This window comes from Enterococcus sp. 22-H-5-01 (assembly GCF_050310005.1).
Taxonomy (GTDB): Bacteria; Bacillota; Bacilli; order Lactobacillales; family Enterococcaceae; genus Enterococcus_A; species Enterococcus_A hailinensis.
Map to the genome: position 1 here is coordinate 83733 of NZ_CP189993.1, position 25802 is coordinate 109534.

The following is a 25802-nucleotide window of genomic DNA, read 5'->3' on the forward strand; positions in this document are numbered from 1 at the left end:
TTTACTCCCAACAGCACTTATTTTAAGGAGGATAAAAATGTCAGAAGAGAAAAAGCAACAACTAATAAAGCCTTTTTATGCTGAAGAGACAGAACAGGTTTTAGCAGAAGTGCAAACGACTGAGGATGGGTTAACAAAGTCGGAAGCACAAACACGTTTAGCAGCTTATGGCCCGAATGAATTAGAAGAGGGCGAAAAGAAGAGTATGATAGTGCGCTTCTTTGAACAATTCAAAGATTTGATGATCATTGTTTTGCTAGCAGCAGCAGTGATCTCGGCAGTCGTCTCTCATGAAGTTGTTGATTCGATCATTATTCTAGCTGTTGTGATCATCAATGCAGTAATGGGTGTGGTGCAAGAATCAAAAGCGGAACAAGCTATCGAGGCATTGCGGGAAATGTCGACACCTAATGCTAATGTGTTACGCGACGGTCACATCAGCTCAATCAAATCAACTGAACTAGTACCTGGAGATATTGTCATGTTAGAAGCAGGCGATGTGGTACCAGCTGATCTACGTTTGATTGAAATCGCCTCACTAAAAATCGAGGAAGCTGCTTTGACGGGAGAATCTGTTCCCGTCGAAAAAGAAATGGTTGTGATCGAGGGAACGGATGTTGGTATCGGTGATCGTGTGAATATGGCTTATTCAAATAGTAATGTCACATATGGTCGCGGAAAAGGGATCGTCGTTAATACTGGTATGAATACTGAAGTCGGTAAAATCGCTGGAATGTTAGCCCAAGCCGATGAAACAGAAACACCATTGAAAACCAATTTGAATCAATTAGGAAAATTTTTAACGTTAGCAATCATTGTGATTGCCGTTGTAATGTTCGTAGTTGGAATTGTCTTCAATGGTACTTCTTGGGTCGATATGTTATTGACTTCAATCTCGTTAGCTGTTGCAGCGATACCAGAAGGCTTGCCGGCAATCGTTACGATAATCTTGGCTTTAGGCACACAAGTGATGGCTAAGCGAAATTCAGTGATCCGTAAATTACCGGCAGTCGAAACATTGGGTTCAACCGATATTATTGCCTCTGATAAAACGGGGACATTGACATTGAATCAAATGACAGTTGAAAAATTATATGTCGATAATCAACAATTTGCTGCCAATGGGGAATTGCCTGTAGACAGCATGGCGATGAAAGTCATGAATTATGCTAATGATACAAAAATTTCTCAAGAAGGCGATTTGATTGGTGATCCAACAGAAACAGCCCTAGTCCAATTTGGGTTAGACAATCAGTTTGATGTGAGAGAAAAAGTAGCAAAAGAACCTCGAGTCGCAGAATTACCTTTTGATTCTGACCGTAAATTGATGAGTACATTACATGAAGAACAAGATGGAAAAATTTTAGTTGCAGTTAAAGGTGCGCCAGATGTTTTATTGAATCGTGCAACGCACATTTTATTGAATGGCCAAGTCGTTCCTATGACTGAAAAAGAAAAACAAGATATTTTAACTAATAATAAAGATATGGCGCAACAAGCATTACGTGTTTTAGGGATGGCTTATAAGTATGTGGATCACATACCTGCTGAGTTAGAATCAGAAGTCATCGAAACGGATCTGATTTTTGCTGGTTTAGTTGGTATGATCGATCCAGAGCGTGCCGAAGCAGCAGAAGCAGTTCGGATTGCTAAAGAAGCGGGTGTTCGTCCGATCATGATCACTGGAGATCACAAGGACACTGCCGAAGCAATCGCAGCTCGTTTAGGTATCATCGCTAAAGGCGACGATGATGCTGTACTGACAGGGGCACAATTAAATGAAATGACTGATGAAGAGTTTGCTCAAAAAGTGGAACACTATTCAGTTTATGCGCGTGTTTCGCCAGAACATAAAGTCCGTATCGTTAAAGCTTGGCAAAAAGAAGGCAAAGTGGTGGCGATGACTGGTGACGGTGTCAATGATGCACCGGCCTTGAAGCAAGCCGATATCGGGATCGGAATGGGGATCACTGGTACAGAAGTTTCAAAAGGCGCATCAGATATGGTCTTAGCGGATGATAACTTCGCAACAATCGTCGTGGCTGTTGAAGAAGGCCGAAAAGTGTTCTCAAATATCCAAAAATCTGTTCAATATCTATTGGCTGCTAATTTAGGCGAAGTATTGACATTATTTATCGCGACCCTTCTTGGTTGGGATACTTTATTACCGATCCACCTGTTATGGATCAACTTAGTAACAGATACATTCCCAGCAATTGCCCTTGGAATGGAGCCGGCAGAAAAAGATCTGATGAGCCACAAACCTCGTGGTCGTAGTTCGAACTTATTCTCAGGCGGTGTCTTCTCAAGTATCATCTATCAAGGGATCTTAGAAGCAGCAACAGTCTTGTTCGTATATTGGTCAGCGATTCAATGGCCAGTCCATACCGTTTATGCAGAAATTCATTCGGATGCTTTGACAATGGCTTTTGCAACTTTAGGCTTGATGCAATTGTTCCATGCTTTCAATGTGAAATCGATTCATCAATCACTGTTTACTGTGGGAGCATTTAGAAACAAAGCTTTCAACTGGGCGATTCTTTTATCCTTTGCTTTGATGATGGTCATCATCATTGTTCCGGGATTGAATGATATTTTCCGAGTTGCTCACTTAGATTTATATCAATGGGGCATCGTAATTGGTTCATCTTTTGCGATCATTCCAATCGTTGAAATCGTAAAATTCTTCCAACGTACAAGTATGAAGAATAAGAATTAATTAGAAAAGCGTTATTATCTTGAAGTAAGATAATGACGCTTTTCATTTTTAAAAACAATTAAATTTAGTGTTCATTTTTACTACAACTTTGCTTAATCAGTAAAAATGGGTAAAATGAAAGTATCTAAAATAGAAAGTAGGAATAAATGAATGCGACCTAATACAGGATTTTATGCAAGAGAAATCAACGAAATCGTTCAAGCAACAGAGCAAATGGGCGAACGTTTACACCCAAGTTACGAAGAAATTCGGACAGCGTTAGATGAAAAAACAATGGCTGATTTTGATCCAAGTCATTTATCAGAAATCCATGAACTATTCAAAGAAGGAACACAATTCTATAAATTGAATCTAGAAAAAATCAGTTTGCTTAAACCGCCAGCAAAAGTAATGGGAAACCATAAAAGTTTCCAAAAAGCATATGTTGACTATGTAGCTGGTTGCCAAGAAATGACTGATAGTCTATTGCCGCAAGTTAATGAAGAAGCGTTCGATGCCGCTGAAAAAAAACAAGATGCTGCAACAGATACAATTTACAAAACGATCCAAAAAATTACTAATTTGTTATTGAAATAGTGAACAATACAAATTCTAAAAGAACAAAGTTTTTCTAATTTTATTATAACGTTATTTTAAGTACAGTGAATAGAGAATCAGGTATGATTAATTCATAACCAATAACAACCTTTTCTTTTTCATTGCATTTAGGTAATACTCCTTTGCACCGATTTGCCGATCGGTGCTCTTTTTTTAAGTCATGGATTCATACAATGAAAAAACTCTTTAAGCAATTTGCTTAAAGAGTTTTTTTATTAATTTTCTATGTTTCGTACATAGTTTTCGAAATAATCATTCAAATCATCCTTGATTTTTTGATATTCTGCTTCTGTGTATTCTTTTTCTTCTAAACGTCCTTTGAAGTTCGGCAATCCCAACTCTGTTTTTAGACGTTCGATCACAGCTTCTTTATCCATTTAACAAATCGCTTCCTTTTATTCGAAATAAACACAAACGGTTTCTGGGGCATAAATATCTTTTTGGATCATTTGTAAGAGACCCGTTGTTTGATCTCTGCGATAAAGTGTTAGATTATCGGTATTTTGGTTTGCACAGACAATGTAAGCATCATCAGGACTCAAAGCAAAATCGCGTGGGAAATCACCTTCACTTGAAATAATTTGAATCAATTCAAGTTTTGATCCATTTTCTGTGATCGCAAAGACTGCGATTGAGTTATGACCGCGATTTGAAGCGTATAAGAAATGACCATCTTTAGAAATGCGAATCGCTGCACCTCCGTTTTCACCGTCAAAATCTGCCGGTAATGTAGAAAGTTTTTGCTTTTGCATAAAGCTGCCATCTGCAGCATCGTAGGCAAGTACAGTGACACTGCTGTCTAACTCACCGAATAAATACGCCGTTGTTTCATTTGGATGAAAGACCAGGTGACGTGGACCAGTTCCTACTTCAGCTACATAAACGGCGGTTTCTTCAACTGCGCCATCGGTACTGACATTATAAGTATAAAGACGATCAGTTCCTAGATCACAGACGGCTAAACGTTGGTCTGGTGTTAGATCAGTATAATGTGTATGGGCATGATCTTGGTTTTTATGAGGGCCAGTCGGTTCTTTATGCTCTACAGCAGATTTTGCTTCAAGCGAACCATCTGTTTGAATTTTATAAGTGTTTAAAGCACCTTTATGGTAGTTAGCTGCATAAACAAGTTGACGCTCATCGTCGACGGCCACGTAACAAGGAGGTGCGCCTGCTTCTGTTACCGCATTCAAAAAGTTGTTTTCATTATCATAGCTAGAAACGCCTCCTTGATCATTGCGGCTGGTCACAGCGTATAAACGATTCAATTTACTTTTTGCTAAGTAGGTAGGGCTTGTTTCTGCCAGAACTAATGCTAAATTTTCCAACGTTTCATTCGTCGTATCTAACTCGATTTGATAGATCCCTTGACTAATGCGTCGGGTATAGGTGCCTAAAAGTATTTTGTGGATCATGGAAAAACCTCCTTCATTGTATCTATATTCTAGCAATTTTATTGGCTCTTGGATAGCGCTAACTTTATGATATAATTGAAAAATAAACAGGAAAAGAGCGTGAATTATGACAGTGACTGAAATTACTCAAATTGGCAAAGATGCAATCAACGATGAAAATCTTTTAGTGCTTTTTGGCGAAGCAATTCCGTCGGACCTATTAGATGTATCGATCGTTCAAAAAAAGAGCGGAGATGAACCAATCACGCTTAAAGAAGGAAGTCAGCTATTTTTTGGCAATCAAGTGTATCAAGTGCAGGGTATTGGGCACTTAGCCAATCAAAATTTAAATGAAATTGGACATGCTACTGTATTTTTCCAAAAAGAAGTCGGTATGATTCCAAATGGTATCTATGTAACACCAGAAAAATTACCTGAACTAGAAGTAGGGATGAAAATTACTTATAAATAGGATGTGAGTGTTTGGATAAAAAGAAATTTACGCAAAAAACGTCTTGGTTTTGGAAATGGTTTTTGAATAGTCAAGTGGTTGTTGCTTTGATCATCGTATTATTGTTATTGCTGATCACTTTGGTCTTCACAAAAGTTTCCTATATATTTGAACCTGTTGGCCAATTTTTTGCTATCGTTGGATTGCCGGTCGTCATTGCTGGGATTTTGTATTATTTGATGAATCCAGTCGTTAATTTTTTGGAGCGAAAAGGATTGAATCGAACGATTGGGATCATTTTACTATTCATCGTCGTTGTAGCCTTGATTATTTGGGGTATCGTGGTGATCATTCCGCAGATTCGTCAGCAAGTAGCGACGATGATCCAAAGTTTGCCGGCGTATTTTGATACAGTCAGCGACAAGGTCAGTGAAATTTTTAAAGATCCATCGTTTAAACCGGTGCAGCAGCATTTGGACAATAGCTTACAAAAGTTATTAGAGTCATTGACTGAGACCGCACAAAATATTTCACGAGTGACGATTCAAGGATTAGGAAATGTGGTATCAACTTTGGCTACAGTATTGATTGCTTTGATCACAGCACCGATTATTTTGTTTTTCTTACTAAAAGATGGCGATAAGTTAGCGCCTTATATTTTACAATTTTTACCAACAAAGACTCGTAAACCGACGCTGCGGGTGATGACAGAGATGAATTCACAGTTAGCTTCTTATATTAGAGGCCAGCTGACGGTCGCTTTCGCGGTCGCGGTAATGTTTATCATCGGTTTTTCAATCGTCGGGATGAACTATGCGATCACTTTGGGAATCTTAGCCGGTGTGTTGAATTTAGTTCCGTATTTGGGTTCCTTCTTAGCGATGGTACCAGTGATTTTTATCGCTGCAGTGACTGGACCGATCATGCTAGTCAAGGTGATTATTGTCTTTGCGATTGAGCAAACGATCGAAGGACGGATCGTTTCACCATTAGTTTTAGGTAATCAGCTGGAGATTCATCCAGTCACGATCATGTTTGTCTTATTGACTGCTGGAAAAATCTTTGGGATCGTCGGTGTGATTTTAGGGATTCCATTCTATGCGGTAGCTAAAGTGATTATCATCCACGTTTTCGAATGGTATAAAGGTGTTTCTAATCTCTATGAAGACGAAGAAAAAAGACCGGTCGACGAATAGTCGCTCGGTCTTTTTTTAATTAAAATTGTGCCGCTAATTTTTTTGCTTTTTCTTTGGCTGCATCAATGATTTCAGGTGCTTTACTTGGATCATAATCAGCGCCTTCAATGTAAACTGCATCAAAATCAGTAATACCGATAAAGTTCATGATGCCTTTAACATATTGTGAAGCGAAATCTTGACCATTGTAAGTACCGCCGCTAGATTGGATGTGGATCGCTTTTTTATCTGTGATCAATCCAACGGGCCCTTCAGCTGTGTAACGGAAAGTTTTACCGGCAACATTGATTGTATCGAACCATGCTTTTAATTTTGTTGGAATATTCAAGTTCCATAAAGCATTCGCGATAACGATTTTTTCAGCTGCTAGAAATTGATCCGTAAATTCATTGAATAAACGAACTTTTTCTTGTTGTGAGTTACTTAATGCAGTAAATTCTGTTCCTTTTTGCAATGATTTCCAAGCGGATAATAATTCTCCGTCAATCTCAGGGATATCGGTATAATACAAATCCAACATCGTAATAACATCTTCCGGATGAGTTGCTTCGTGTTCATTTAAAAAAGCTTCTAAAACAGTTACTGTTTGCGAATCTTCTGCAGCGAGTGGGTGTGCGTTTACTACTAAGACATTTGCCACTGTTAGTCCTCCTTATTTTTTCATACTATCGAATCGTACATAAAATAGTTGCAACAAACAATTTATTTGCTCATAAGAGCTAAAGAAATTTAGCTTGCAAGGTATTGTTGATAGGCTGAAGTACCGCCTGTGACACGAATGACGTCAAAACCTTCATTTCTTAAATGTTGTGCCATCGTTTTTGCTCGTTGGCCAAATTGCGTGAATAGATAATAGGTTTTATCTTTATCTAACTTATGCAAACAGTTCGGCAGTTGAGTCAAAGACAGGTGCAAAACATTCGCATGTTCGATCGTGTCGCTAGTGTCAAAAACTTCAGCATCTCTTAAATCCAATACATTCACATTTTCTTTGGCAGCAAGGGCAACAAATTCTTTTGCAGTTAACGAGTTATTCATCTTTCTTATGACCTCTTCTTTATTAAGATTGACTCCAATTTAATCTATTTGTTTTGGAATTACAACCGCTCTTGAGAATTTTTTAATTAATTCATTGAAAATTACTAAAATGTTTTCAAAAAAGAAAAAGATTGATCAGGAATGTCATAGGTAACCTCTTCTTTATTCGCTATAATGAATCGAAATGATAAAAAATCCACATCCAAAACGGCTAAAGAGCACCGTTATTTGTCAGAAAATTCACATTTTTTCGCCCAATCAAAGGATATTGCTTGCGTGAAAGGGTCGCCATCGTTAGAATGAAGAAGAAGAAGGGAAGAGGACAATGGGAAATTTTCATTTAGGGAAACTTGATTTAAAAACGATCGCCATTCGAGTACGTGATCGAGACGGAATGATCCATTTTTATAGGGATATCATCGGATTGCATTTATTGCGCGAAGAAAATGAACTAGCGATTCTAGGGTATAAAGATCCAGCCAGTGAACTATTATGGTTGGAAGAGAGTCCTCGGGCAGATGAACACCGAGGTGAAATCAAAAAAATGCAGCGTTTTTCATTGGTTGTTCCAAATGAGAAGGAATTAGCGAATGTTTATTATCGGGCAGAAAAAGAAAACTATCCTGTAAAGTCTGCGCTCTCAGCAGAAGAAGAAAAAGGACTGCTTTTTGAAGATCCGGAAGGAAACGAGATCGAGATTTTCTATGGACCAAGTAAACAACGTTCAACATCGACACCTTTTGATTTGGATGCCAAAAAACTTAGTGAATTAGCGACTGAAGAAGAAAAAATCCATGGTGCATTTTTCGATAAGATCCATTTGAATGTTAGTGATCTGAAGAAACAAGAAGCATTTTTAGCAGATATCTTAGGTCTACAAGTCCATAACGAAAATGACGAAGAATTATTACTGAATCGTGGCGAGTTCAATGTTGGTTTGACTACTGCAACGGGTGGCACGATCGATTTGCCAACCGATAAGGTTTTAGGATTAGACTTTTTACAATTCAGCGTATCCAAAGAAAACTTATTGGAGTTATCGGAACATCTGCAAGCAGAAAAGAGTGAGTTTTTCTGTGATAAAAAACAAAGTTTGATCACGATCTACGATGCTGCCGGGATCGAATGGTGGTTTGTCGTAAAATAAATGAAAAGAGGCTGAGATGAAAGTTGAAATGACTTTTGTTTCAGCTTTTTTTGTGTCGTTGATCGAATAGAAAAGGCGTGAAGCGGCAGTCGAATCTATGCTATACTTTTTGATGAAAATCAATCCATGATTGAGAGAAAGGGTGAGCGGATGTATCCTGAAACCGTCCAATTGATCCAAACAAAAATGCAAGCAGGTGTCTTTCCCGGAGTCGTTTTCCAATTGGTCGAAGGGCCCCAAGAGCAGACCTATACATTTGGTCAAGCACAAGTAGATCCGTTTACGGTATCAATGCAAGAAAACTATTTATTCGATGTCGCTTCATTGACAAAAGTCGTTTGTACGACGAGCGTTTTATTGAAATTGTCTGAAGCGGGAAAATTAGATTGGGATCAATCTTTACATGAGTTGTTGCCAGAGTTTGAAAATGAGACGATCACGCTACGGCATTTATTGACTCATACGTCTGATATCCAAACGTATCTCCCGAATCGTGATCAATTAGATGCGCAAGCCTTGCGAGCAGCTTATCTGAAATTACAACCGGGTGATGACTTGGGGAAAGTTGTTAAATATACGGATGCAGGCACGATCTTATTAGCTTTTTTACTTGAAAAAATCTATCAAAAACCAGCAGTAGAAATTTTTCAAACCGAAATCTTAATACCGCTCGGCATGACGGATAGTCAATTTTTACCGCAACCACCCTATGATCAGATTGTTCCGACTGAAAAGCAGGCAGATGGAACGATCTTAAAGGGGATCACTCATGATCCGAAAGCTCGTGTTTTAGCAAGCCATGCCGGCAATGCTGGACTGTTTACAAATTTGAATGATTTGAGTAAATTTGTAAAAATGTATTTGAATCTTGGAAGCGTTAGCGATATGATTTACTTGCATGACAAGACGATCAAAGAATTGCTCCATGATCAAACGCCGACTAAAAAAGGAAAGCGGTCTATCGGCTGGGATTTAAAGCATAGTCCGTTAGATCAAAGTCCACTCCTTTTTCATACTGGCTACACTGGAACCTTTCTTTTATTGGATGTCGAAAAAAAATCGGCCTTCATTTTTCTGTCGAATCGTGTCCATCCAAATGATCATCGAGCAAGCTATGTAAAACAGCGCGATGAGATTTTAGCATGTTATTTGAATGAGCGAACAAAAATCTATCAAAAATAAAGGAGCAATACTTTTATGGAACCACTATTTCTAAAACCAGTTTTTCAAGAAAAAATTTGGGGAGGCAACCAATTACATACGGTTTTTGGTTTTGATATCCCTAACGATAAAATCGGAGAAGATTGGGCGATCAGCGGTCATCCCCACGGTGTCAGTACCGTTGAAAACGGACCATACAAAGGTTGGAAAGTCAGCGACCTTTGGAGTGAACACCGTGAATTGTTTGGTGATTCTCAGGGAGATGTTTTCCCATTGCTAACAAAAATTTTGGATGCAGAAGATGATTTGTCAGTTCAAGTCCATCCAGATGACAGTTATGGTTTAAAACACGAGGGTGAATTAGGAAAAACAGAATGCTGGTATATCATCAATGCAAAACCAGGTTCAGAAATCGTCTACGGTCACAATGCTAATTCACGTGAAGAGTTAGCTGAAATGATCAAAGATGAACGTTGGGATGATTTATTACGTCGTGTGCCAGTAAAAAAAGGGGACTTCTTCTATGTGCCAAGTGGTACGATCCATGCGATCGGAAAAGGAATCATGATTTTAGAAACTCAACAAAGTTCGGATACGACTTACCGAGTGTATGATTATGATCGTAAAGATGATCAAGGCAATACCCGTGAATTGCATATCCAACAATCAATCGATGTGACGACTGTTCCAGCTATCAGTCCAGCACTTGAAATGACTGAAACGAAAAAAGGTTCGTCATCAGTGATCACGTACTTGAAAACGGATTTCTTCAATGTGTATGAATGGGACGTTGTTGGTGAATTATCATTGAAAAAAGATGGGGATTACACCTTAGTAACGGTTGTAGAAGGTTATGGTCATTTGATCGTTGATGGTCAAAGTTATGAAATGAAACCTGGGACAAGTTGTATCTTGCCAGCCCAAATCAATGATTGGAAAGTTGAAGGCGAAATGAAAATCATTGCCTCAACACCAGGCACAAAATAAAGTGAAAGAAAAAGCGCTCAGTCTGTTGTCAGGCTGAGCGCTTTTTTATTTAAGGTAATTGTGGTAATTCGATCTCTTTACCATATTTGTTTTGCAAAGCTGTATGTAGCAAGCGAACAGCCAAGCTTTTGTTACGAGCTAAGATCGGTCCATGAAAATACGAACCGTAAGTGTTTTTGTAGATCACACCTTCACCTTGGTCCTCACCGTTGTTCCCATTGCCTTTTACTAAAGTCCCTAACGGACGTTCACCCTTACCTAGAAATGTCCGGCCATTATGATTTTCAAATCCATAATAAGTTTCGTTGAATTCTTCATTGTAGATTTCGATATCGCCAATAAAGCGATTATTATCTTGGCTTAATGTGTAGTGATCCAAGGCACCGATGCCTTCGATTTTTTCGCCATTTGCACCGATATAATAGTGGCCAAGTAATTGATAGCCGCCGCAGATCGACAAAATCACACCATCGTTCTCAATGTATTGTGTCAACGCTTCTTTTTTGTCTTGGATATCTTTTGAAACGATCACTTGTTCATAATCTTGACCACCGCCGATAAAGACAAAGTCATATTTGTCAGGATCAAATTCTTGATAGATGCTGACGATTTCTGAATGGATCTCAATGCCCATTTGCTTGGCATAATAATTCAATGTCAGCAAATTTCCGTTATCACCGTAAGTGTTTAGTAGATTTCCGTATAAATGTGCCAAGTTCAATTCATATTTAGCCACGATCCATCCCTCCATTGATATAGCCTTTTTGAGCTAATTCTTTTCGTAATTGTAAGACTGCCGTGTAGGTTGCTAAAATATAGACATGTTCGGTCGGTAATTTTTTGATTTCATCGATTACGCCAGTTAAACCTTCAACTTCAGTTAGTTTTTCATCAGGAATACCTGCTACACGCAAACGCAAAGCCATATCCGTGTGACGATCGCCGCCAGCAATCACTGCAGGGACATCCATTTCAGCAAAGGCTTCATGATTACCATCCCAGATCCAGCTGATATCAATCCCATCGGCATAGTTGGCATTCAATAATGAAACAAGAGAGAAGGGATAAGGAGCAAGACCGATCATATCGATGACTTGATTCAAACCAACCGGATTTTTGACTAAGACTAATGTACATTTTTTTCCATCAATCTCGAATTCTTCTTGGCGACCAAAAACTTTTTCATCGTAACCAAGACCGCGTTTGATATTTTCTTTTGAAATGCCGTAATACTCGGCTACCGCTGTTGCAGCTAAGGCATTGTAAACATTGTACATCCCACCGACTTCGATCTTGTAGTCTTGGCCGTCGATCACAAATTCAGAAGACTTATTATCCATTGCTTTCATCTCAGTTAATTTGTAATCCAACGCTGGACGATGGAAGCCGCAGTTTGGACAATAATATTTCCCTAAGTTTGCATAGGTAATCATTTTGTATTTTAAGATGTGCTGACAATTAGGGCACAGTAATCCGTCCGTATTGTAATGAGCATCTTGTTCTTGATCGGGTAGGTGGTCAAAACCATAATATTTTCTTGGATTGACGGTTTCTAATGAGTTAAAGATCGGAGAATCTCCATTGCAAAGAATCGGCGCATTCGGTGATTTGGCAGCTCCATCAACGATCAATTTATAGGTCGTATAGATTTCGCCGTAACGATCCATTTGATCGCGGAAAATGTTGGTGAATAAAAAGAGTTCTGGTTTCACATATTCCGTGACTTTGCTTAAACTAGCTTCGTCGATTTCTAAAACGGCGATTTTTTTGTCGCCTTTTTTAGCTTTAGCATTTAGAAACGTTGAGACGATCCCTTGAGCCATATTGGCCCCAGTCGGGTTGGTCAACACGTAATCGTATTCTTGTTTTAAAATATTTACAGTCAAAGCAGTCGTTAAGGTCTTGCCGTTGGTTCCGGTGACGACGACGACTTGATAGTCTTTGACTAAAGTATCTAAAATATTTGGATCTAATTTCAACGCCAGTTGTCCTGGGTAGCTAGAACCACCTTTAAAGAAAGTTTTTAATACCCATTGGGCGGTCTTGCCGGCGGATATCGCCAGTTGACTTCTTAACCCCATTACACATCCTCCATGTCTGTTACAAATTTAATTTATCTTATCATATTTGAAAAAAAAGTTTAAATAGCTTTCCTTTTTCTTAATGTTTCAACTGTATTTCAGTGGGAACTCTCTAATGATACCAAAATTCATTGAAGGATATCAATGAACCAACAAAAAAAGGCTGGAGCAAAAGCTCCTAGCCAATAATAATCTTTTCTTCTGGGAATTCATAGCCTAAGTCACGGGTTTCTTTAGGAACGAACAGCATCAATGTATACAACATGCCGACTCGTCCGATGAACATCAAGATAGCGATCATGATTTTTCCCGTATTTGAAAGATCTGGAGTGATTCCGAGGGACAAACCAGTCGTCCCAAACGCGGAGGTGACTTCGACAATGATCGAGATCAAGGAATGATCCTCGGTCGTAGTCAAAAACAAAATACTGAATAAACACATGCCCGCTGAAAGCATGAAGACGACAACCGATTTACGGACATCTTCGGGAGCGATTTTTCGGCCAAAGATATTGATGTCATTCTCATTTTTCAAGAAAGAGTAAAGGTATAAGCCGATGATTGCGATCGTTGTCGTTCGAATCCCGCCACCGACAGAACTTGGGGAAGCCCCGATGAACATCAGCAATGAGAAAATAATCAGAGTCGTATTTTGAAAATTATTCAAATCATGGATCTGTAATCCGGCATTTCGGGTCGTCATCGAATAGAAAGCGGAGTTTAACCATTGATCAAAGAAGCTCATGTCAATAAAGCTGTGGTCTTTTTCCAATAACCAAATAATGATCGTTCCGCCGACAAATAGAATCACGAATGCTAAAAGAGCGATCTTTGAGAACAGACTAAAACGAAAAGGGATTTTCGCCTTAGAGCGTTTATGCAATAGCCAGCCATGGAAATCCATCAAGACTGGAAAGCCGATTCCGCCGATAAAGATCAATAGCATGATCGTCAAAATAAAAAAGGCATCGTGAGAAAAAGGGATGATCGAGTCTCCGGTCACATCAAAACCAGAGTTGGTGACCGCTGAAATCGACTGATAAAAACCGTAAAAAAAGGCTTGCGAGAGTTTATGGTAATACCCCATCAGATAAAAGTAAAAAGCAAAAATCGTCCCGAATAAGACTTCAACTACTAAAATCATCGTAAAAGTGATTTTGATCAAATTGACGATCCCGCTCAAGCGAGGCTGGTTCATATCGGTCATGATTAGTTGGCGCTGTTTTAATGTGATCCGTCGCTTAGATAAAATAAAGAAAAACGTCGTGATCATCATGATGCCGAGCCCACCGATATGAAATAAGACTTCGAGCATGACGACCCCGGCATCATTAAACACCGAATTGATATCAAAGGTTGTCAGTCCGGTCACTGAGATCGTAGAGATAGCCATAAACAGCATATCTAAAAAAGATACATGGTATCCTGGTTCACGAAAGACCGGTAAACTGAATAGAATCATTGCTAGGACTGTCATCGCAAAATAATAAAACACGATGATTTGAATGGAAGAAAAGCGGTTGTTGAGCTTGCGCCAACTTTTTCTTAGAAAACTGATACGTCGTTCAAAATTCATAGCGTCTCCTTATGCAATCTAGAAAATCTGCAAAGCTGCAGGTGATTTTTATCGATAAAATCAGTATAGCACGCTTCCATAAAAAAAACTCCCGCCGCTTCGGCAGGAGTAGAAAAGAAGATTGAACGTTTAGGCATCTTGAGCAGTGGCCGCAATATCGATTTCACGAATGTTTACTTCTTGCGGCATATCATAGATGAATTTGACTGTTTCAGCGACGTGAACAGGATTTAATGTAATCCCGCCCATGCTTTGTTTCCATGCTTCATAATCAGTTAACGCTCCTTGATCCGTTACATGTGTTAGTAATTCTGTTTCAGCAGCACCCGGAGCAACTAAAGAAATGCGGACATTGTCTTTTGAAACTTCTTCACGGATTGTTTCACTCAAACCATGGACACCAAATTTTGAAGCAACGTAAGCAGCATGATTGGTAAATGTTTTCTTACCAGCTAATGAAGACATATTGATGACTGTACCATGTTTACGATCTTTCATGCTAGGAAGAACGATCTGCATCCCATTTAACACACCCATAACATTGGTATTCATCATTGTTTGCCATTCTTTTGGATCTTGGTTCAAGACGTTTCCTAATAGCATCACTCCAGCGTTGTTGACTAAGAGATCAACGGGTCCGTAAACAGCTTCTGCTTTTTTAATACTTGCTTCAAATGCTTGATAGTCGGTAACGTCGACTGCTGCTACCATCACATTGTCAAAGTTTAATGGTAATGCTTGAATTTTTTCCACTCGACGACCTAAAAGTAATAGCGGAAATCCTGCTTGATTAAAAAGTTTGGCGATTTCGGCACCAAAACCAGAACTTGCTCCTGTGATTACGACTAATGATTTTTCCATAGAGATTGCCTTCTTTCAAATTTATGATAGACTTACTGTACTACTTGGAGTTGACTCCAAGTCAAGAAGGAAGAGCGAAAAAAATGAAAAAATATTTGATTGGTGAAATTGCAGCGAAATATGGTATCTCTCAAGATACATTACGCTATTACGATAAAGCTGGATTACTGCCCTTTGTAAAAAAAAATGCTGCCGGGCGCAGAGAATTTACAGAAGATGATCTAGGCTATATCGAGGTGATCGATTGTTTGAAACGCTCAGGTATTCCGGTCAAGGAAATCGCTAAATTCATGGATTGGTGTGTAGAAGGGGATCAAACCTTACCACAACGTTATACCTTTATGATCGAACAAGAAGCAGTCTTAGAGAAAAAAATCCAAGAACTTCAAGCACAGCTTGATTTTTTACGTTGGAAAAAATGGTATTACCAAACAGCCAATGAAGCCGGGACAGAAAGTATCTTTTTCAAACCAGGGACACATCAAGTCGATGACAAGTGGCATGAAAAATATTTGAATCGCTAAAAAAGAAGCTGAAACAAAAGTAATTTTTACTTTTGCCTCAGCTTCTTTCATTTAAATCAATACGCCGACCGCTAATAGAACCAAAATCAAGACGATGATGATTCCTAGCAGTTTGCTGACAAATTTGATCCATTTATCAAATCCGATATTCACAACGGATAATGAAACTAAAATCAAACCAGTAGGAGCGACTAAGCCAATCAATCCTTGTCCCCAGTTATAGGCATTGACGATCAAAGCACGATCGATTCCTACGACATCCGCCAATGGTGCCATGATCGGCATCGAAAGAACGGCTAAACCAGAAGAAGATTGGATAAAGAAACCTAATACGATATAGACTAAGAACATGAACCAGATAAAGATCACGTTATTCATCCCGCTGATCGCATTACTGAAGAAGTTCATGATCGTGTCACTGATAAAGCTGTTTTCCATGACGATACCAACGGAACGAGCGAGACCAACGATCAGTGCAACGCCTAGAAGATCCGCTGCCCCAGTCACAAAACTATCGATGAATTTCTTTTCACCAAGACCAGAAACAAAGGCTAAAATATACGTCACTGCTAAGAAGACAACGGCGATCTCGGTGAAGTACCAACCCAATTGTTGTACACCATAGATCATAACGACAAAACCTAAAGCAAAAACAAGCAATGAGAATTTTTGTCTGCCGGTGAAATCTACTTTAGCTAATTTTGTTTGATCGCCTAAGAAATGCTTGCGATCACTTTCAGCTTGGTCCGCTACTAATGAAGCTTCTGGATTCAAACGCACTTTTTCTGCATAACGAATCGTATAGATGATCGAGATACCTACTGCTGCGACCCACATAATGATACGTAAAGGCATACCATCGGTGAAATTGATCCCAGCAGCATTGGAGGCGATCACCGTAGAGAAGGGGTTGATCGTGGAACTCATGGTTCCAATCGCTGTTCCTAAATAAATCGAGGCGACGGCGGTCAAGGTATCATAGCCGGCCAGTAAGAAAATCGGAATCAAGATCGGGTAAAAAGCGATCGTTTCTTCGGCTAAACCAAAAGTTGTACCACCGATCGCGATCAAGGTCGTCACGATCACGATCAGCCATTTTTGCTTGCCTTTTAACTTTTCAGATAAACGCATCATTCCGGCATCCATTGCGCCGGTAGCGTTGACGATCCCGATGACACCACCTAGGATCAAGATGAAGATCATGATGTCGACACTTTCGGTGATCCCTTCAACCTGTGAACGTAAAAATTGAGCGATCGTGCCTGTCACACCACGCTTTGGTTTATTGATTTGTTCATAAGAATTTGGGATCGCTGCTGGACGATAAATCGTACCATCTCTAAATTTACTGATGTCGATCCGAATTTTGTAATCGTCTAGTGTTTGTTGCGTCGCGGGCTTCATAGTTGTTTTGTCATGAGCATCCGTAATCGCAAACTGATCTTTTCCGCTATCATAAGTCAGGGTACTGTACTTGCCGGATGGAATAAAAAATGTAAGTGCTTGGACCAAAATCAGTACGATGATGATGACCGTATACGCGGAAGGGAAACTGCGGCGTTTCTTTTTAGCCGTTTGTTCCATGAAAAAAACCTCCTAAGTTAGTTTGTGGCAATTATTTTTTATTAAAAAGACTAAAAACTTTATCTTCAGCGTCTTGGAAGATAAAAATGAAAATAGTTCCTAAAAATAGGGATCAAATAAAAAATAATTACGATTAAATTATATCATTGATGGATTATTAACTTAAAAGATAACTGATGCTTCTATTTAAATTGTTAGAAATTTTCTGAGTAGTATGGATTCTATGAAAATTATTACTGTAAATAATTGGTCTTTTCCGCTATAATACGATAGGAACAAAAGGGAAAGGTGACAAGAAATGGCCCAGCTTTTTTTTAAATACGGTGCGATGAATAGTGGTAAGACGATCGAGATCTTAAAAGTCGCCCATAACTATGAAGAACAAAATAAACCGGTAGTACTAATGACTAGTGGTTTAGATACGCGCGATGGTGTAGGAACGATTTCTAGTCGAATCGGATTAAGCCGTCCAGCTGTCCCGATTTTTACTGAAACAGATATTTTTACATTTATCAAAAGTCTAGATTACAAACCTTATTGTATTTTGATCGATGAATCGCAATTTTTATCGAAAGAACATGTCGTACAATTGGCTAAAGTAGTGGATGAGTTAGATATCCCTGTAATGGCATTTGGTTTGAAAAATGACTTTCGTAATGAAATGTTCGAAGGTTCAAAGTATCTAATCTTGTATGCTGATAAATTAGAAGAATTAAAAACGATTTGTTGGTTCTGCCACAAGAAGGCAACGATGAATCTTCACTATATCGATGGCCGTCCCGTCTATGAAGGCGACCAAGTTCAAATCGGTGGTAATGAAGCCTATTACCCTGTTTGTCGGAAACATTATTCACATCCTGAAATCACTGATTAACGTATAATCGATCGTGAAGGATACTGATGGCGAAAGTCCATTTGTTTTTTAGAGAGTCTTTAATCGAAATGAAAATGAATTAGGAGGAAATTTATCCATGTATGATCAATTACAATCAATCGAAGATCGCTACGAAGAGCTTGGCGAATTGTTAAGCGACCCGGAAGTCATCTCATATACAAAACGCTTCATGCAGTTGTCAAAAGAAGAAGCGAATACGCGTGATACGGTCGCAACGTATCGTCGTTATAAAAAAGTTGTCGAAGGTATCAGCGACACTGAAGAATTGTTAGGGGAAAATCTAGATGCAGACATGGCTGAAATGGCCAAAGAAGAATTGTCTGATTTGAAAAAAGAAAAAGAAGTCTTAGAAGAAGAAATCAAAATTCTTTTATTACCGAAAGATCCTAACGATGATAAAAATATCATCATGGAAATCCGTGGAGCTGCCGGCGGAGACGAGGCTGCATTATTTGCGGGTGACCTATTCAACATGTACCAACGTTATGCTGAAAACCAAGGTTGGAAAACGGAAGTGATGGAAGCCAACGTCACAGGAATTGGTGGCTACAAAGAAGTCATTATGATGATCTCTGGCGATAATGTTTATTCAAAATTAAAATACGAAAGTGGCGCGCATCGTGTCCAACGCGTTCCTTCAACAGAATCACAAGGCCGTATCCATACATCTACTGCGACCGTCGTTATCATGCCGGAAGCTGAAGAAGTCGAAATCGAAATGGCTGACAAAGATATTCGTACAGATATCTACCATGCATCTGGTGCCGGCGGACAGCACGTCAATAAAACAGCTTCTGCTGTTCGTTTGACTCACTTGCCAACTGGGATCGCTGTAGCTATGCAAGATGAACGTTCACAAATCAAAAACCGTGAGAAAGCAATGAAAATTTTGCGTGCACGGGTTTATGATAAGATCCAACAAGAAGCACAAAGCGAATACGATGCTAATCGTAAATCAGCGGTAGGTACTGGCGATCGTTCTGAACGTATCCGTACGTATAACTTCCCGCAAAATCGTGTGACTGATCACCGTATCGGTTTAACGATTCAAAAATTAGATCAAATCCTAGCAGGTAAGCTAGATGAGATTATTGATGCCTTGATTATGTATGATCAAACCAAAAAATTGGAAGATATGCAAAATGGCTAAAACTTATGTAGAAGTCCTGTCATGGGCTTCTTCTTTTTTAGAAGCTGCGGGTAAAGAAGGCTACGCGATCGAATATTTATTTTTGGCACGTAAACATTGGGACAAAACGCAATGGCTGATTCATATGCGAGAAGAAATCTCTTCAGCCGATGAACAGCAGATCGAGGCGGATGTGGCCGCATTGATGAAAAATATTCCGCCGCAATATTTATTAGGGTACGAATATTTTTTTGATCATCGATTTAAAGTGACTGAAGCAACATTGATTCCCCGTCCTGAAACCGAAGAATTAGTGGATCTATGCCTAAAAAGCAATCCCAATGACTTTAAAAAAGTCGTTGATATCGGGACTGGAACTGGAGCGATCGCTATCAGTTTGAAAGCCGCACGACCAGAGTGGCAAGTCACAGCAGTCGATATTTCAGAATCTGCTCTGGCTGTCGCCAAAGAAAATGCTGACACGATAGGTGTAGAGGTCAGATTTAAATCCAGTGATGTTCTATCAGCAATCGTTGAAAAACAAGATATCATTATTAGTAATCCCCCCTATATCAGTCAAACAGAATGGCATTTGATGGATGAGAGTGTTCGGACTTACGAACCCAAGACCGCGTTATTCGCTGAAAATGATGGTTTAGCGATCTATCAAAAAATTGCGCAAGAAAGTCAGGCATTGTTACAGCCTGAGGGCATGATTTTTCTCGAAATCGGTTTTCAACAAGGCAAAGCGGTCAAAAAATTATTCCAACAAGCATTTCCTGAAAAAAGTGTCAACGTATATCCTGATATGATGGGCAATGATCGGATGGTCGTTGTTCGCTAAAATTATTTTTAGCAGAATAAATGATAAAAGAACATTGATTTAAAAGGCTTACAAAGTCTAAAAAGTTATCAATACGGTTATGCACACTTGACTTTTGTTCTATCCACAATGTGGGGGTAAGTAAAAGACGGATGTTTTTAAACCAATCAAAATAAAAAAAGGAGCTGTGGAGAAACTGTGGAAACGAAAATTTTTCAATCAGATCAACTAGATAAAGCGGCAGAATTATTACACCAAGGAGAATTGGTGGCTTTTCCAACGGAAACCGTCTATGGATTAGGAGCCAACGCGCTTTTGCCAACCGCGGTAAAACAAGTTTTTGCGGTCAAAGGACGGCCGAGCGACAATCCATTGATCGTCCATGTCTCAGATTTTGCAATGACCCAAGAATTTGTTGAAAGCTATCATCCATTAACTGAAACAATCATTAAAAACTTTTGGCCAGGCCCGTTGACATTGATTTTTAAAATCAAAAAAGACAGTCTAAGCCCGATTGTAACAGGCGGGTTATCCACAGCTGCCTTTCGAATGCCAGATAATAAAAAAACATTGGCGTTAATTGAAAAAACACAAGCGCCTTTAGTTGGTCCGAGTGCAAATACCTCGGGCAAGCCAAGTCCAACCACCGCTTTACACGTCTTTCATGACTTAAAAGGAAAAATTGCGGGTATTTTAGATGATGGTGCTACGGCAATTGGTGTCGAATCGACCGTGTTAGATCTAAGCGGCGATTTGCCGACGATTTTGCGGCCAGGAGCGGTGACGCAAGAAAAATTATCAGAAGTTTTAGGGATCGAAGTCCCTCTGGATAAACATTTAGTATCAGAAAGTGAAACGCCCAAAGCACCTGGGATGAAATATAAACATTATTCTCCAGATACCGATGTTTTGATGGTTCAACCGAAGGATTGGGATGCAGCGATAGCCTGGGCAAAAGAAAATAATCAAAAAGTTGGCTTGTTGGTTTCACCAAAAATCGCGGATAAATATTCTTCAATAGATCGTTTTGTTTTTGAAGATGATACGATCGAAGCTGCGACACGCGGTCTATTCAGCGGTCTACGCGCTTTGGATGAGGCCGATAAAATCGATTTGATTTTTGCGCAAGTTTTTCCTGAAGATCATTTAGGCTTGGCTTATATGAATCGTTTGAAAAAAGCGGCAGGGCAAAAATATTTCACAAAATAGATCGGCAAGTATTTTGTTCAAAAGTCAGACAAAAGATTCGATTATCAAAACAATCTTTCGTATACTTAAAGCATAAAAAGGAAAAAGGTGGCGTTTGGATGGATTATAAAACATTAGATCCCGAACTATGGGGAGCAATTGAAAAAGAAGCAGAGCGGCAAGAGCAAAATATTGAGTTGATTGCTTCAGAAAATATCGTATCAGAAGCAGTTCGAGCAGCACAAGGCAGTGTGCTAACAAATAAATACGCAGAAGGTTATCCTGGCCGTCGCTACTACGGCGGATGTGAGTTTGTGGATGTGGTAGAAAATCTAGCGATCGATCGAGCAAAAGATTTGTTTGATGCTGATTATGTCAATGTTCAAGCACATTCAGGTTCTCAAGCCAATCAAGCGGCTTACTTTGCATTGATCCAACCAGGCGATACAGTTTTAGGGATGGATCTTTCTGCGGGCGGTCACTTGACCCACGGTTCACCAGTCAATGTCAGCGGAAAATTATATAACTTTGTTAGTTATGGGGTAGACCCGCATACAGAAACGATCGACTATGAAGTCGTGCGTATTTTAGCGCGCAAACATCAACCAAAATTGATTGTAGCTGGAGCTAGTGCTTATAGTCGGACGATCGATTTTGTACGTTTCCGTGAAATCGCGGACGAAATCGGGGCAAAATTGATGGTCGACATGGCGCATATTGCTGGTTTAGTTGCGACGGGTCTCCATCCAAATCCTGTTCCTTATGCAGATATTGTGACATCAACTACTCATAAAACATTACGTGGTCCGCGAGGCGGATTGATTTTGACAAATGATCCAGAGTTAGCCAAAAAAATTAATAGTGCTGTTTTCCCTGGTTTACAAGGCGGTCCATTAGAACATGTCATCGCCGCAAAAGCTGTAGCTTTCAAAGAAGCTCTGACACCATCATTTAAAGAGTATAGTCAGCAAGTGCTGAAAAATGCTCAAACAATGGTCAAAGTATTTAACCAAACACCAGAGACACGCGTGATTTCAGGAGCTAGTGACAACCACTTGATCTTAGTTGAAGTCAGCGGGTTTGATATCACTGGTCGTGAGGCAGAAGAATTGTTAGATACGGTTCATATCACAGTCAATAAAAATTCGATTCCTTTTGAAACAAAGAGTTTTAAAGAAACAAGCGGGATCCGTGTCGGAACACCAGCTATTACCAGTCGTGGGTTTAAAGAAGCCGATGCGAAACAAGTGGCGGAATTGATCGTCGAAACTTTACGTTCAAAAGGTGACGAGGAAAAATTAGCGGAAATTCGTCAAGCTGTTTTAGCATTAACAGAATCTCATCCAATTCAAGGATAAAAGAGACTGGTTTTCTTGCTATAATTGTCTTATAATAGGAGAAATGCAGAATAAAGGACGTTAGCTTTCTGAGTGGCTTGTTCTGCTCAGAAAATTGACTAATCAAATGAATAAGGAGCAATTAATTATGGGCAAGTTTCAAGTAATTGATCATCCACTGATCCAACACAAATTAACGATTATTCGTGATAAAAATTGTGGAACAAAAGTTTTCCGTGAAGTCGTTGATGAAATCGCGATGTTGATGGCTTATGAAGTATCACGTGATATGCCATTAGAAGATATCGAGATCGAAACACCGATTACACCATCAACACAAAAAACATTATCAGGTAAAAAAGTGGCGATCGTGCCGATTTTACGTGCCGGTATCGGTATGGTAGATGGCATCTTAGAATTGATCCCAGCTGCAAAAGTAGGACACATCGGGATGTTCCGTGATGAAGAAACGTTTGAACCGCATGAATACTTCTTCAAAATGCCGGAAGACATTGACAGTCGTCAATTATTTATCGTTGATCCAATGTTAGCTACTGGTGGTTCAGCAATTATGGCCATCGATTCATTGAAAAAACGTGGTGCTTCAAACATGAAATTTGTTTGTTTAGTTGCCGCGCCAGAAGGTGTCAAAGCTTTACAAGAAGCACATCCAGATGTAGATATCTATACAGCTTCATTAGACGAACGTTTGAATGAACAAGGATATATCGTTCCTGGTTTGGGCGATGCTGGCGACCGTTTATTCGGAACAAAATAATAAAAAAAAGCGAGCCGCTAAGCGGTTCGCTTTTTATTTAAAAATTAAATCTTTTCCATTTGTTTGTAATTGACCACCACAACACCATTGGAATGAACAATCAAGTCTTCATTGTCTTGTTTTTCATCAATCTCAACGATTGCTGCGTTTTTCAATTGCTTCGTGACGATCCCAGTTTGGGATTTGCCACGTAAAGTGAACATGACGTGTGTCTTGACTGGAAAATCTTTTCCAGCTTCGGAAGGATCAACGTGTGTTTCAATTTTGCCAAATGTAGCCATCTGTCTAAACCGCCTCCTTTTGTATCACATAATATATTTTAGCATATTTTCAAGAATTTTTCATGTAATCGCTTTTTGATATTAAAATCACTTTACTTTTGAGCAAAAGTTTTTTATAATTTTCTTGTACGTAAGGCCAGCTTAGCTCAGTTGGTAGAGCAACGCACTCGTAACGCGTAGGTCACAGGTTCAAATCCTGCAGCTGGCATCTTTTTAAAATCGCTCGAATCAATAAATTATTGATTCGAACGATTTTTTTTATTTAATAATGGAATCGAAAGTGTCCAGGAATAAAAAACGCTGTTTATTTAAGATGAGAAAGCTTTTCTTGAAAACTAGCAGTAAAAATCACTTTCATAAATTAATAAATAATCTCTTTTTTTAAATGGTCTAGTTTTATTTATGTATAAATTAACATAAAGTAATCTTATCCCAATGTTTTATAGTGATTAAAAATTTAAAAAATTATATTTTTTGTTGACTATTCCTAACTATATCTATAATATAATCTCTGCTATTAAATATTTTGATATTTGTAAGGAGAAAACTGAATAATGAAAAAGAAATATTATGTCTTGATTGCTACTGTAATGTTGATGGTATTGATTGGTATGGCTGGAAAAAATTATGCAGATAACATAATCATCTGGGGCGGCGAAGACAATATCACGAAGATCAATGAAAACTTAGATAAACTAAGCACGACATTGTCGACAAAAGAACAACAAATTACACAATTGACGACTAGAACAACAAATAATCAAACGCAATTGGATCAGGCTATCAAAGATCGCGACACATATAAACAACAATTAGATACGTTAAAAGGTGAACGGGATCAATTAGCCAGCGACAAAACTAGCTTGACGGCTCAATTGAGTGGGAAAGATTCAGAAATTATAGCTAAACAAAGTGAAATTCAAACTAAACTAAATGAGATTGATCAAAAAAATCAAGAAATCCAACGTTTGAATACTGATATGAATGCAAAAGTAGCGGAAGCAAACCAAAAAGTAAATGATCTGCAAGCAAAATATGATTCATTGACTGCGCAATTGAATCAAGCAGTAAGTGACAAAAATACTGTAGAAGCTGAATTAAAAACAACCCAACAACAATTAGCTACAGCGACTCAAGAAAATACGGATTTAAGAAGTTATATCGGAAAACTTGAAAAAGCAAAAGCGGACGTTAAAACTACAGCTGATAAATCACAACAAATTGTCGATCAGCATAAATAGTCAAGCAACTCTCTGCTTTAATAGTAGGGAGTTTTTTTGTTAGTGATTTTTAGCGCCTAATTTTATAATGTATGCTATCGTATTAGATAGAAAAAGAAATAGAGCGAAGGAGAGTTATGCAAAAGAATTATGGATTTCATTTAGGAGTCATCCTTTATATCCTAGGAATGACTTTCTTTCAGGTGACGTTTTCTTTTATGGGATTGAATGTGTTCTTAGCTTGGTTGCCGATTGTTTTCGGTCAATTATTTATTTACGTGACTGGTAAGCGGTGTTGGGGAATCGGATTATTATGGCTATTATTTTTTCCGAATATCCCATATTTGTTGACCGATCTTTTTCATTTAACTAGTTTGTCTATCTATCGTCCGAAAGGTTTGTTCACGACGGCTTTTCCAGATTGGTGGTCTTTTCTATTATTAGTGTTGCCGATTTTGATCATGGTCTTGATCGGGATGAGTCAAGTCTTCCTATTATTGAAAGCAGTGACCAAAGATTTTAAGAAACAAGTAATTAGTTTGATGATTATCGCGGTATTATCCGCAATGGCGATCTATATCGGACGCTTCGAGCGGATCCATTCGATTGAATTACTCATTCATCCTGTAAAAATACTGTCTTTATTGGTTGGAAATTGGAGCGAGGCGAAAATCCAATTTGTGCTTATGTACAGCTTTCTTCAAGTGAGTATTTGGGGATTGATTTATTTTTTACAAAAAATGTCAAAAGAAGCATAAAGATTTTGCAAAGTCAGCGATGCTGACTTTTCTTTATTGGAAAAAGTGTCTATAATAAAGCGAGTATACTGTGGAAA

The 25802-nt window shown here is 38.8% G+C and carries 26 protein-coding genes and 1 tRNA gene; 17 read left to right on the forward strand and 10 right to left on the reverse strand.

The annotated features are described in order from the left end of the window. The first annotated feature begins 37 nt into the window (after positions 1-37). Complete coding sequence (locus tag ACQKTA_RS00420; RefSeq protein WP_427813799.1) at positions 38-2719, forward strand: calcium-translocating P-type ATPase, SERCA-type; 2682 nt, start codon at positions 38-40, stop codon at positions 2717-2719. A gap of 150 nt (positions 2720-2869) precedes the next feature. Next, on the forward strand, positions 2870-3295 hold the full coding sequence (locus ACQKTA_RS00425; RefSeq protein WP_332580753.1) for a hypothetical protein: 426 nt from the start codon (positions 2870-2872) through the stop codon (positions 3293-3295). 236 nt (positions 3296-3531) lie between these two features. Here the strand turns inward: ACQKTA_RS00425 and ACQKTA_RS00430 are convergent, their stop codons facing one another. Together ACQKTA_RS00430 and ACQKTA_RS00435 are read right to left on the reverse strand one after the other, a co-directional pair. After that, positions 3532-3693 carry a hypothetical protein gene (locus ACQKTA_RS00430; protein ID WP_427813800.1) on the reverse strand — a complete coding sequence of 54 codons (162 nt, stop codon included), beginning with the start codon at positions 3691-3693 and terminating at the stop codon, positions 3532-3534. An 18-nt stretch (positions 3694-3711) separates the two neighbouring features. Then, positions 3712-4731, reverse strand: coding sequence for a lactonase family protein (locus ACQKTA_RS00435; protein WP_427813801.1), 1020 nt, complete (start codon positions 4729-4731; stop codon positions 3712-3714). 106 nt (positions 4732-4837) lie between these two features. Between ACQKTA_RS00435 and ACQKTA_RS00440 the strand changes: the two genes are divergently transcribed. Beyond that, positions 4838-5182, forward strand: a complete 345-nt coding sequence (locus tag ACQKTA_RS00440) for a PTS glucitol/sorbitol transporter subunit IIA (protein WP_332580756.1) — start codon at positions 4838-4840, stop codon at positions 5180-5182. Positions 5183-5193: 11 nt separating this feature from the next. Further along, a complete protein-coding gene (locus tag ACQKTA_RS00445) occupies positions 5194-6357 on the forward strand; it encodes an AI-2E family transporter (RefSeq protein WP_427813802.1) in 1164 nt (387 codons plus the stop codon). A gap of 19 nt (positions 6358-6376) precedes the next feature. Here the strand turns inward: ACQKTA_RS00445 and ACQKTA_RS00450 are convergent, their stop codons facing one another. Continuing rightward, positions 6377-6997: an NAD(P)H-dependent oxidoreductase gene (locus ACQKTA_RS00450; protein WP_427813803.1), complete on the reverse strand. Its 621-nt coding sequence runs from the start codon at positions 6995-6997 to the stop codon at positions 6377-6379. An 89-nt stretch (positions 6998-7086) separates the two neighbouring features. Beyond that, on the reverse strand, positions 7087-7395 hold the full coding sequence (locus tag ACQKTA_RS00455) for a rhodanese-like domain-containing protein (RefSeq protein WP_407854834.1): 309 nt from the start codon (positions 7393-7395) through the stop codon (positions 7087-7089). A 325-nt stretch (positions 7396-7720) separates the two neighbouring features. On the opposite strand from ACQKTA_RS00455, the gene ACQKTA_RS00460 reads away from it, so the two are divergent. The 3 genes from ACQKTA_RS00460 to manA all read left to right on the forward strand — a co-directional run bounded on the left by ACQKTA_RS00460 (position 7721) and on the right by manA (position 10690). Beyond that, on the forward strand, positions 7721-8542 hold the full coding sequence (locus ACQKTA_RS00460; protein WP_427813804.1) for a VOC family protein: 822 nt from the start codon (positions 7721-7723) through the stop codon (positions 8540-8542). A 150-nt stretch (positions 8543-8692) separates the two neighbouring features. Beyond that, positions 8693-9724, forward strand: coding sequence for a serine hydrolase domain-containing protein (locus tag ACQKTA_RS00465; RefSeq protein ID WP_427814552.1), 1032 nt, complete (start codon positions 8693-8695; stop codon positions 9722-9724). A 15-nt stretch (positions 9725-9739) separates the two neighbouring features. Beyond that, positions 9740-10690: a mannose-6-phosphate isomerase, class I gene (manA, locus tag ACQKTA_RS00470; protein WP_427813805.1), complete on the forward strand. Its 951-nt coding sequence runs from the start codon at positions 9740-9742 to the stop codon at positions 10688-10690. A gap of 49 nt (positions 10691-10739) precedes the next feature. Here the strand turns inward: manA and ACQKTA_RS00475 are convergent, their stop codons facing one another. The 4 genes from ACQKTA_RS00475 to ACQKTA_RS00490 all read right to left on the reverse strand — a co-directional run bounded on the left by ACQKTA_RS00475 (position 10740) and on the right by ACQKTA_RS00490 (position 15208). Beyond that, a complete protein-coding gene (locus ACQKTA_RS00475; RefSeq protein ID WP_407854832.1) occupies positions 10740-11426 on the reverse strand; it encodes a type 1 glutamine amidotransferase in 687 nt (228 codons plus the stop codon). Then, on the reverse strand, positions 11419-12771 hold the full coding sequence (locus ACQKTA_RS00480) for a MurT ligase domain-containing protein (RefSeq protein WP_407854831.1): 1353 nt from the start codon (positions 12769-12771) through the stop codon (positions 11419-11421). The genes ACQKTA_RS00475 and ACQKTA_RS00480 overlap by 8 nt, the downstream gene beginning before the upstream one ends. Positions 12772-12949: 178 nt before the next feature. Beyond that, positions 12950-14347, reverse strand: coding sequence for a TrkH family potassium uptake protein (locus tag ACQKTA_RS00485; protein WP_427813806.1), 1398 nt, complete (start codon positions 14345-14347; stop codon positions 12950-12952). Positions 14348-14476: 129 nt separating this feature from the next. Next, a complete protein-coding gene (locus ACQKTA_RS00490; protein WP_427813807.1) occupies positions 14477-15208 on the reverse strand; it encodes an SDR family oxidoreductase in 732 nt (243 codons plus the stop codon). Positions 15209-15291: 83 nt separating this feature from the next. Here ACQKTA_RS00490 and ACQKTA_RS00495 point away from each other — a divergent pair, with 83 nt between their 5' ends. Next, positions 15292-15732 (forward strand): MerR family transcriptional regulator, encoded by a 441-nt coding sequence (locus tag ACQKTA_RS00495; protein WP_427813808.1) that lies wholly within the window; start codon positions 15292-15294, stop codon positions 15730-15732. A 51-nt stretch (positions 15733-15783) separates the two neighbouring features. On the opposite strand, the gene ACQKTA_RS00500 is transcribed toward ACQKTA_RS00495, so the two are convergent. Continuing rightward, positions 15784-17316 carry a YfcC family protein gene (locus ACQKTA_RS00500; RefSeq protein ID WP_427813809.1) on the reverse strand — a complete coding sequence of 511 codons (1533 nt, stop codon included), beginning with the start codon at positions 17314-17316 and terminating at the stop codon, positions 15784-15786. Between the two features lie 298 nt (positions 17317-17614). On the opposite strand from ACQKTA_RS00500, the gene ACQKTA_RS00505 reads away from it, so the two are divergent. The 6 genes from ACQKTA_RS00505 (at position 17615) to upp (ending at position 23466) form a co-directional block, all read left to right on the forward strand. Continuing rightward, entirely contained in the window at positions 17615-18190 is a 576-nt protein-coding gene (locus ACQKTA_RS00505) for a thymidine kinase (RefSeq protein ID WP_332580768.1), read from the forward strand. Between the two features lie 97 nt (positions 18191-18287). After that, entirely contained in the window at positions 18288-19361 is a 1074-nt protein-coding gene (gene prfA / locus ACQKTA_RS00510; protein ID WP_427813810.1) for a peptide chain release factor 1, read from the forward strand. Further along, positions 19354-20184 (forward strand): peptide chain release factor N(5)-glutamine methyltransferase, encoded by an 831-nt coding sequence (gene prmC, locus ACQKTA_RS00515; protein ID WP_427813811.1) that lies wholly within the window; start codon positions 19354-19356, stop codon positions 20182-20184. The genes prfA and prmC overlap by 8 nt, the downstream gene beginning before the upstream one ends. Positions 20185-20361: 177 nt before the next feature. Next, on the forward strand, positions 20362-21372 hold the full coding sequence (locus tag ACQKTA_RS00520; protein WP_427813812.1) for an L-threonylcarbamoyladenylate synthase: 1011 nt from the start codon (positions 20362-20364) through the stop codon (positions 21370-21372). Between the two features lie 98 nt (positions 21373-21470). Continuing rightward, positions 21471-22709, forward strand: a complete 1239-nt coding sequence (glyA, locus tag ACQKTA_RS00525; RefSeq protein ID WP_427813813.1) for a serine hydroxymethyltransferase — start codon at positions 21471-21473, stop codon at positions 22707-22709. 127 nt (positions 22710-22836) lie between these two features. Then, positions 22837-23466 (forward strand): uracil phosphoribosyltransferase, encoded by a 630-nt coding sequence (gene upp, locus ACQKTA_RS00530; protein WP_332580773.1) that lies wholly within the window; start codon positions 22837-22839, stop codon positions 23464-23466. A 44-nt stretch (positions 23467-23510) separates the two neighbouring features. Here upp and ACQKTA_RS00535 read toward each other — a convergent pair whose 3' ends face one another. Then, a complete protein-coding gene (locus tag ACQKTA_RS00535) occupies positions 23511-23747 on the reverse strand; it encodes a hypothetical protein (protein ID WP_332580774.1) in 237 nt (78 codons plus the stop codon). A 135-nt stretch (positions 23748-23882) separates the two neighbouring features. Here ACQKTA_RS00535 and ACQKTA_RS00540 point away from each other — a divergent pair. The 3 genes from ACQKTA_RS00540 (at position 23883) to ACQKTA_RS00550 (ending at position 25725) form a co-directional block, all read left to right on the forward strand. Beyond that, positions 23883-23955, forward strand: a tRNA-Thr gene (locus ACQKTA_RS00540). 346 nt (positions 23956-24301) lie between these two features. After that, complete coding sequence (locus ACQKTA_RS00545) at positions 24302-24988, forward strand: DNA-directed RNA polymerase subunit omega (protein ID WP_427813814.1); 687 nt, start codon at positions 24302-24304, stop codon at positions 24986-24988. A gap of 116 nt (positions 24989-25104) precedes the next feature. After that, positions 25105-25725 carry a DUF1361 domain-containing protein gene (locus tag ACQKTA_RS00550; RefSeq protein ID WP_427813815.1) on the forward strand — a complete coding sequence of 207 codons (621 nt, stop codon included), beginning with the start codon at positions 25105-25107 and terminating at the stop codon, positions 25723-25725. Positions 25726-25802: the final 77 nt, after the last annotated feature.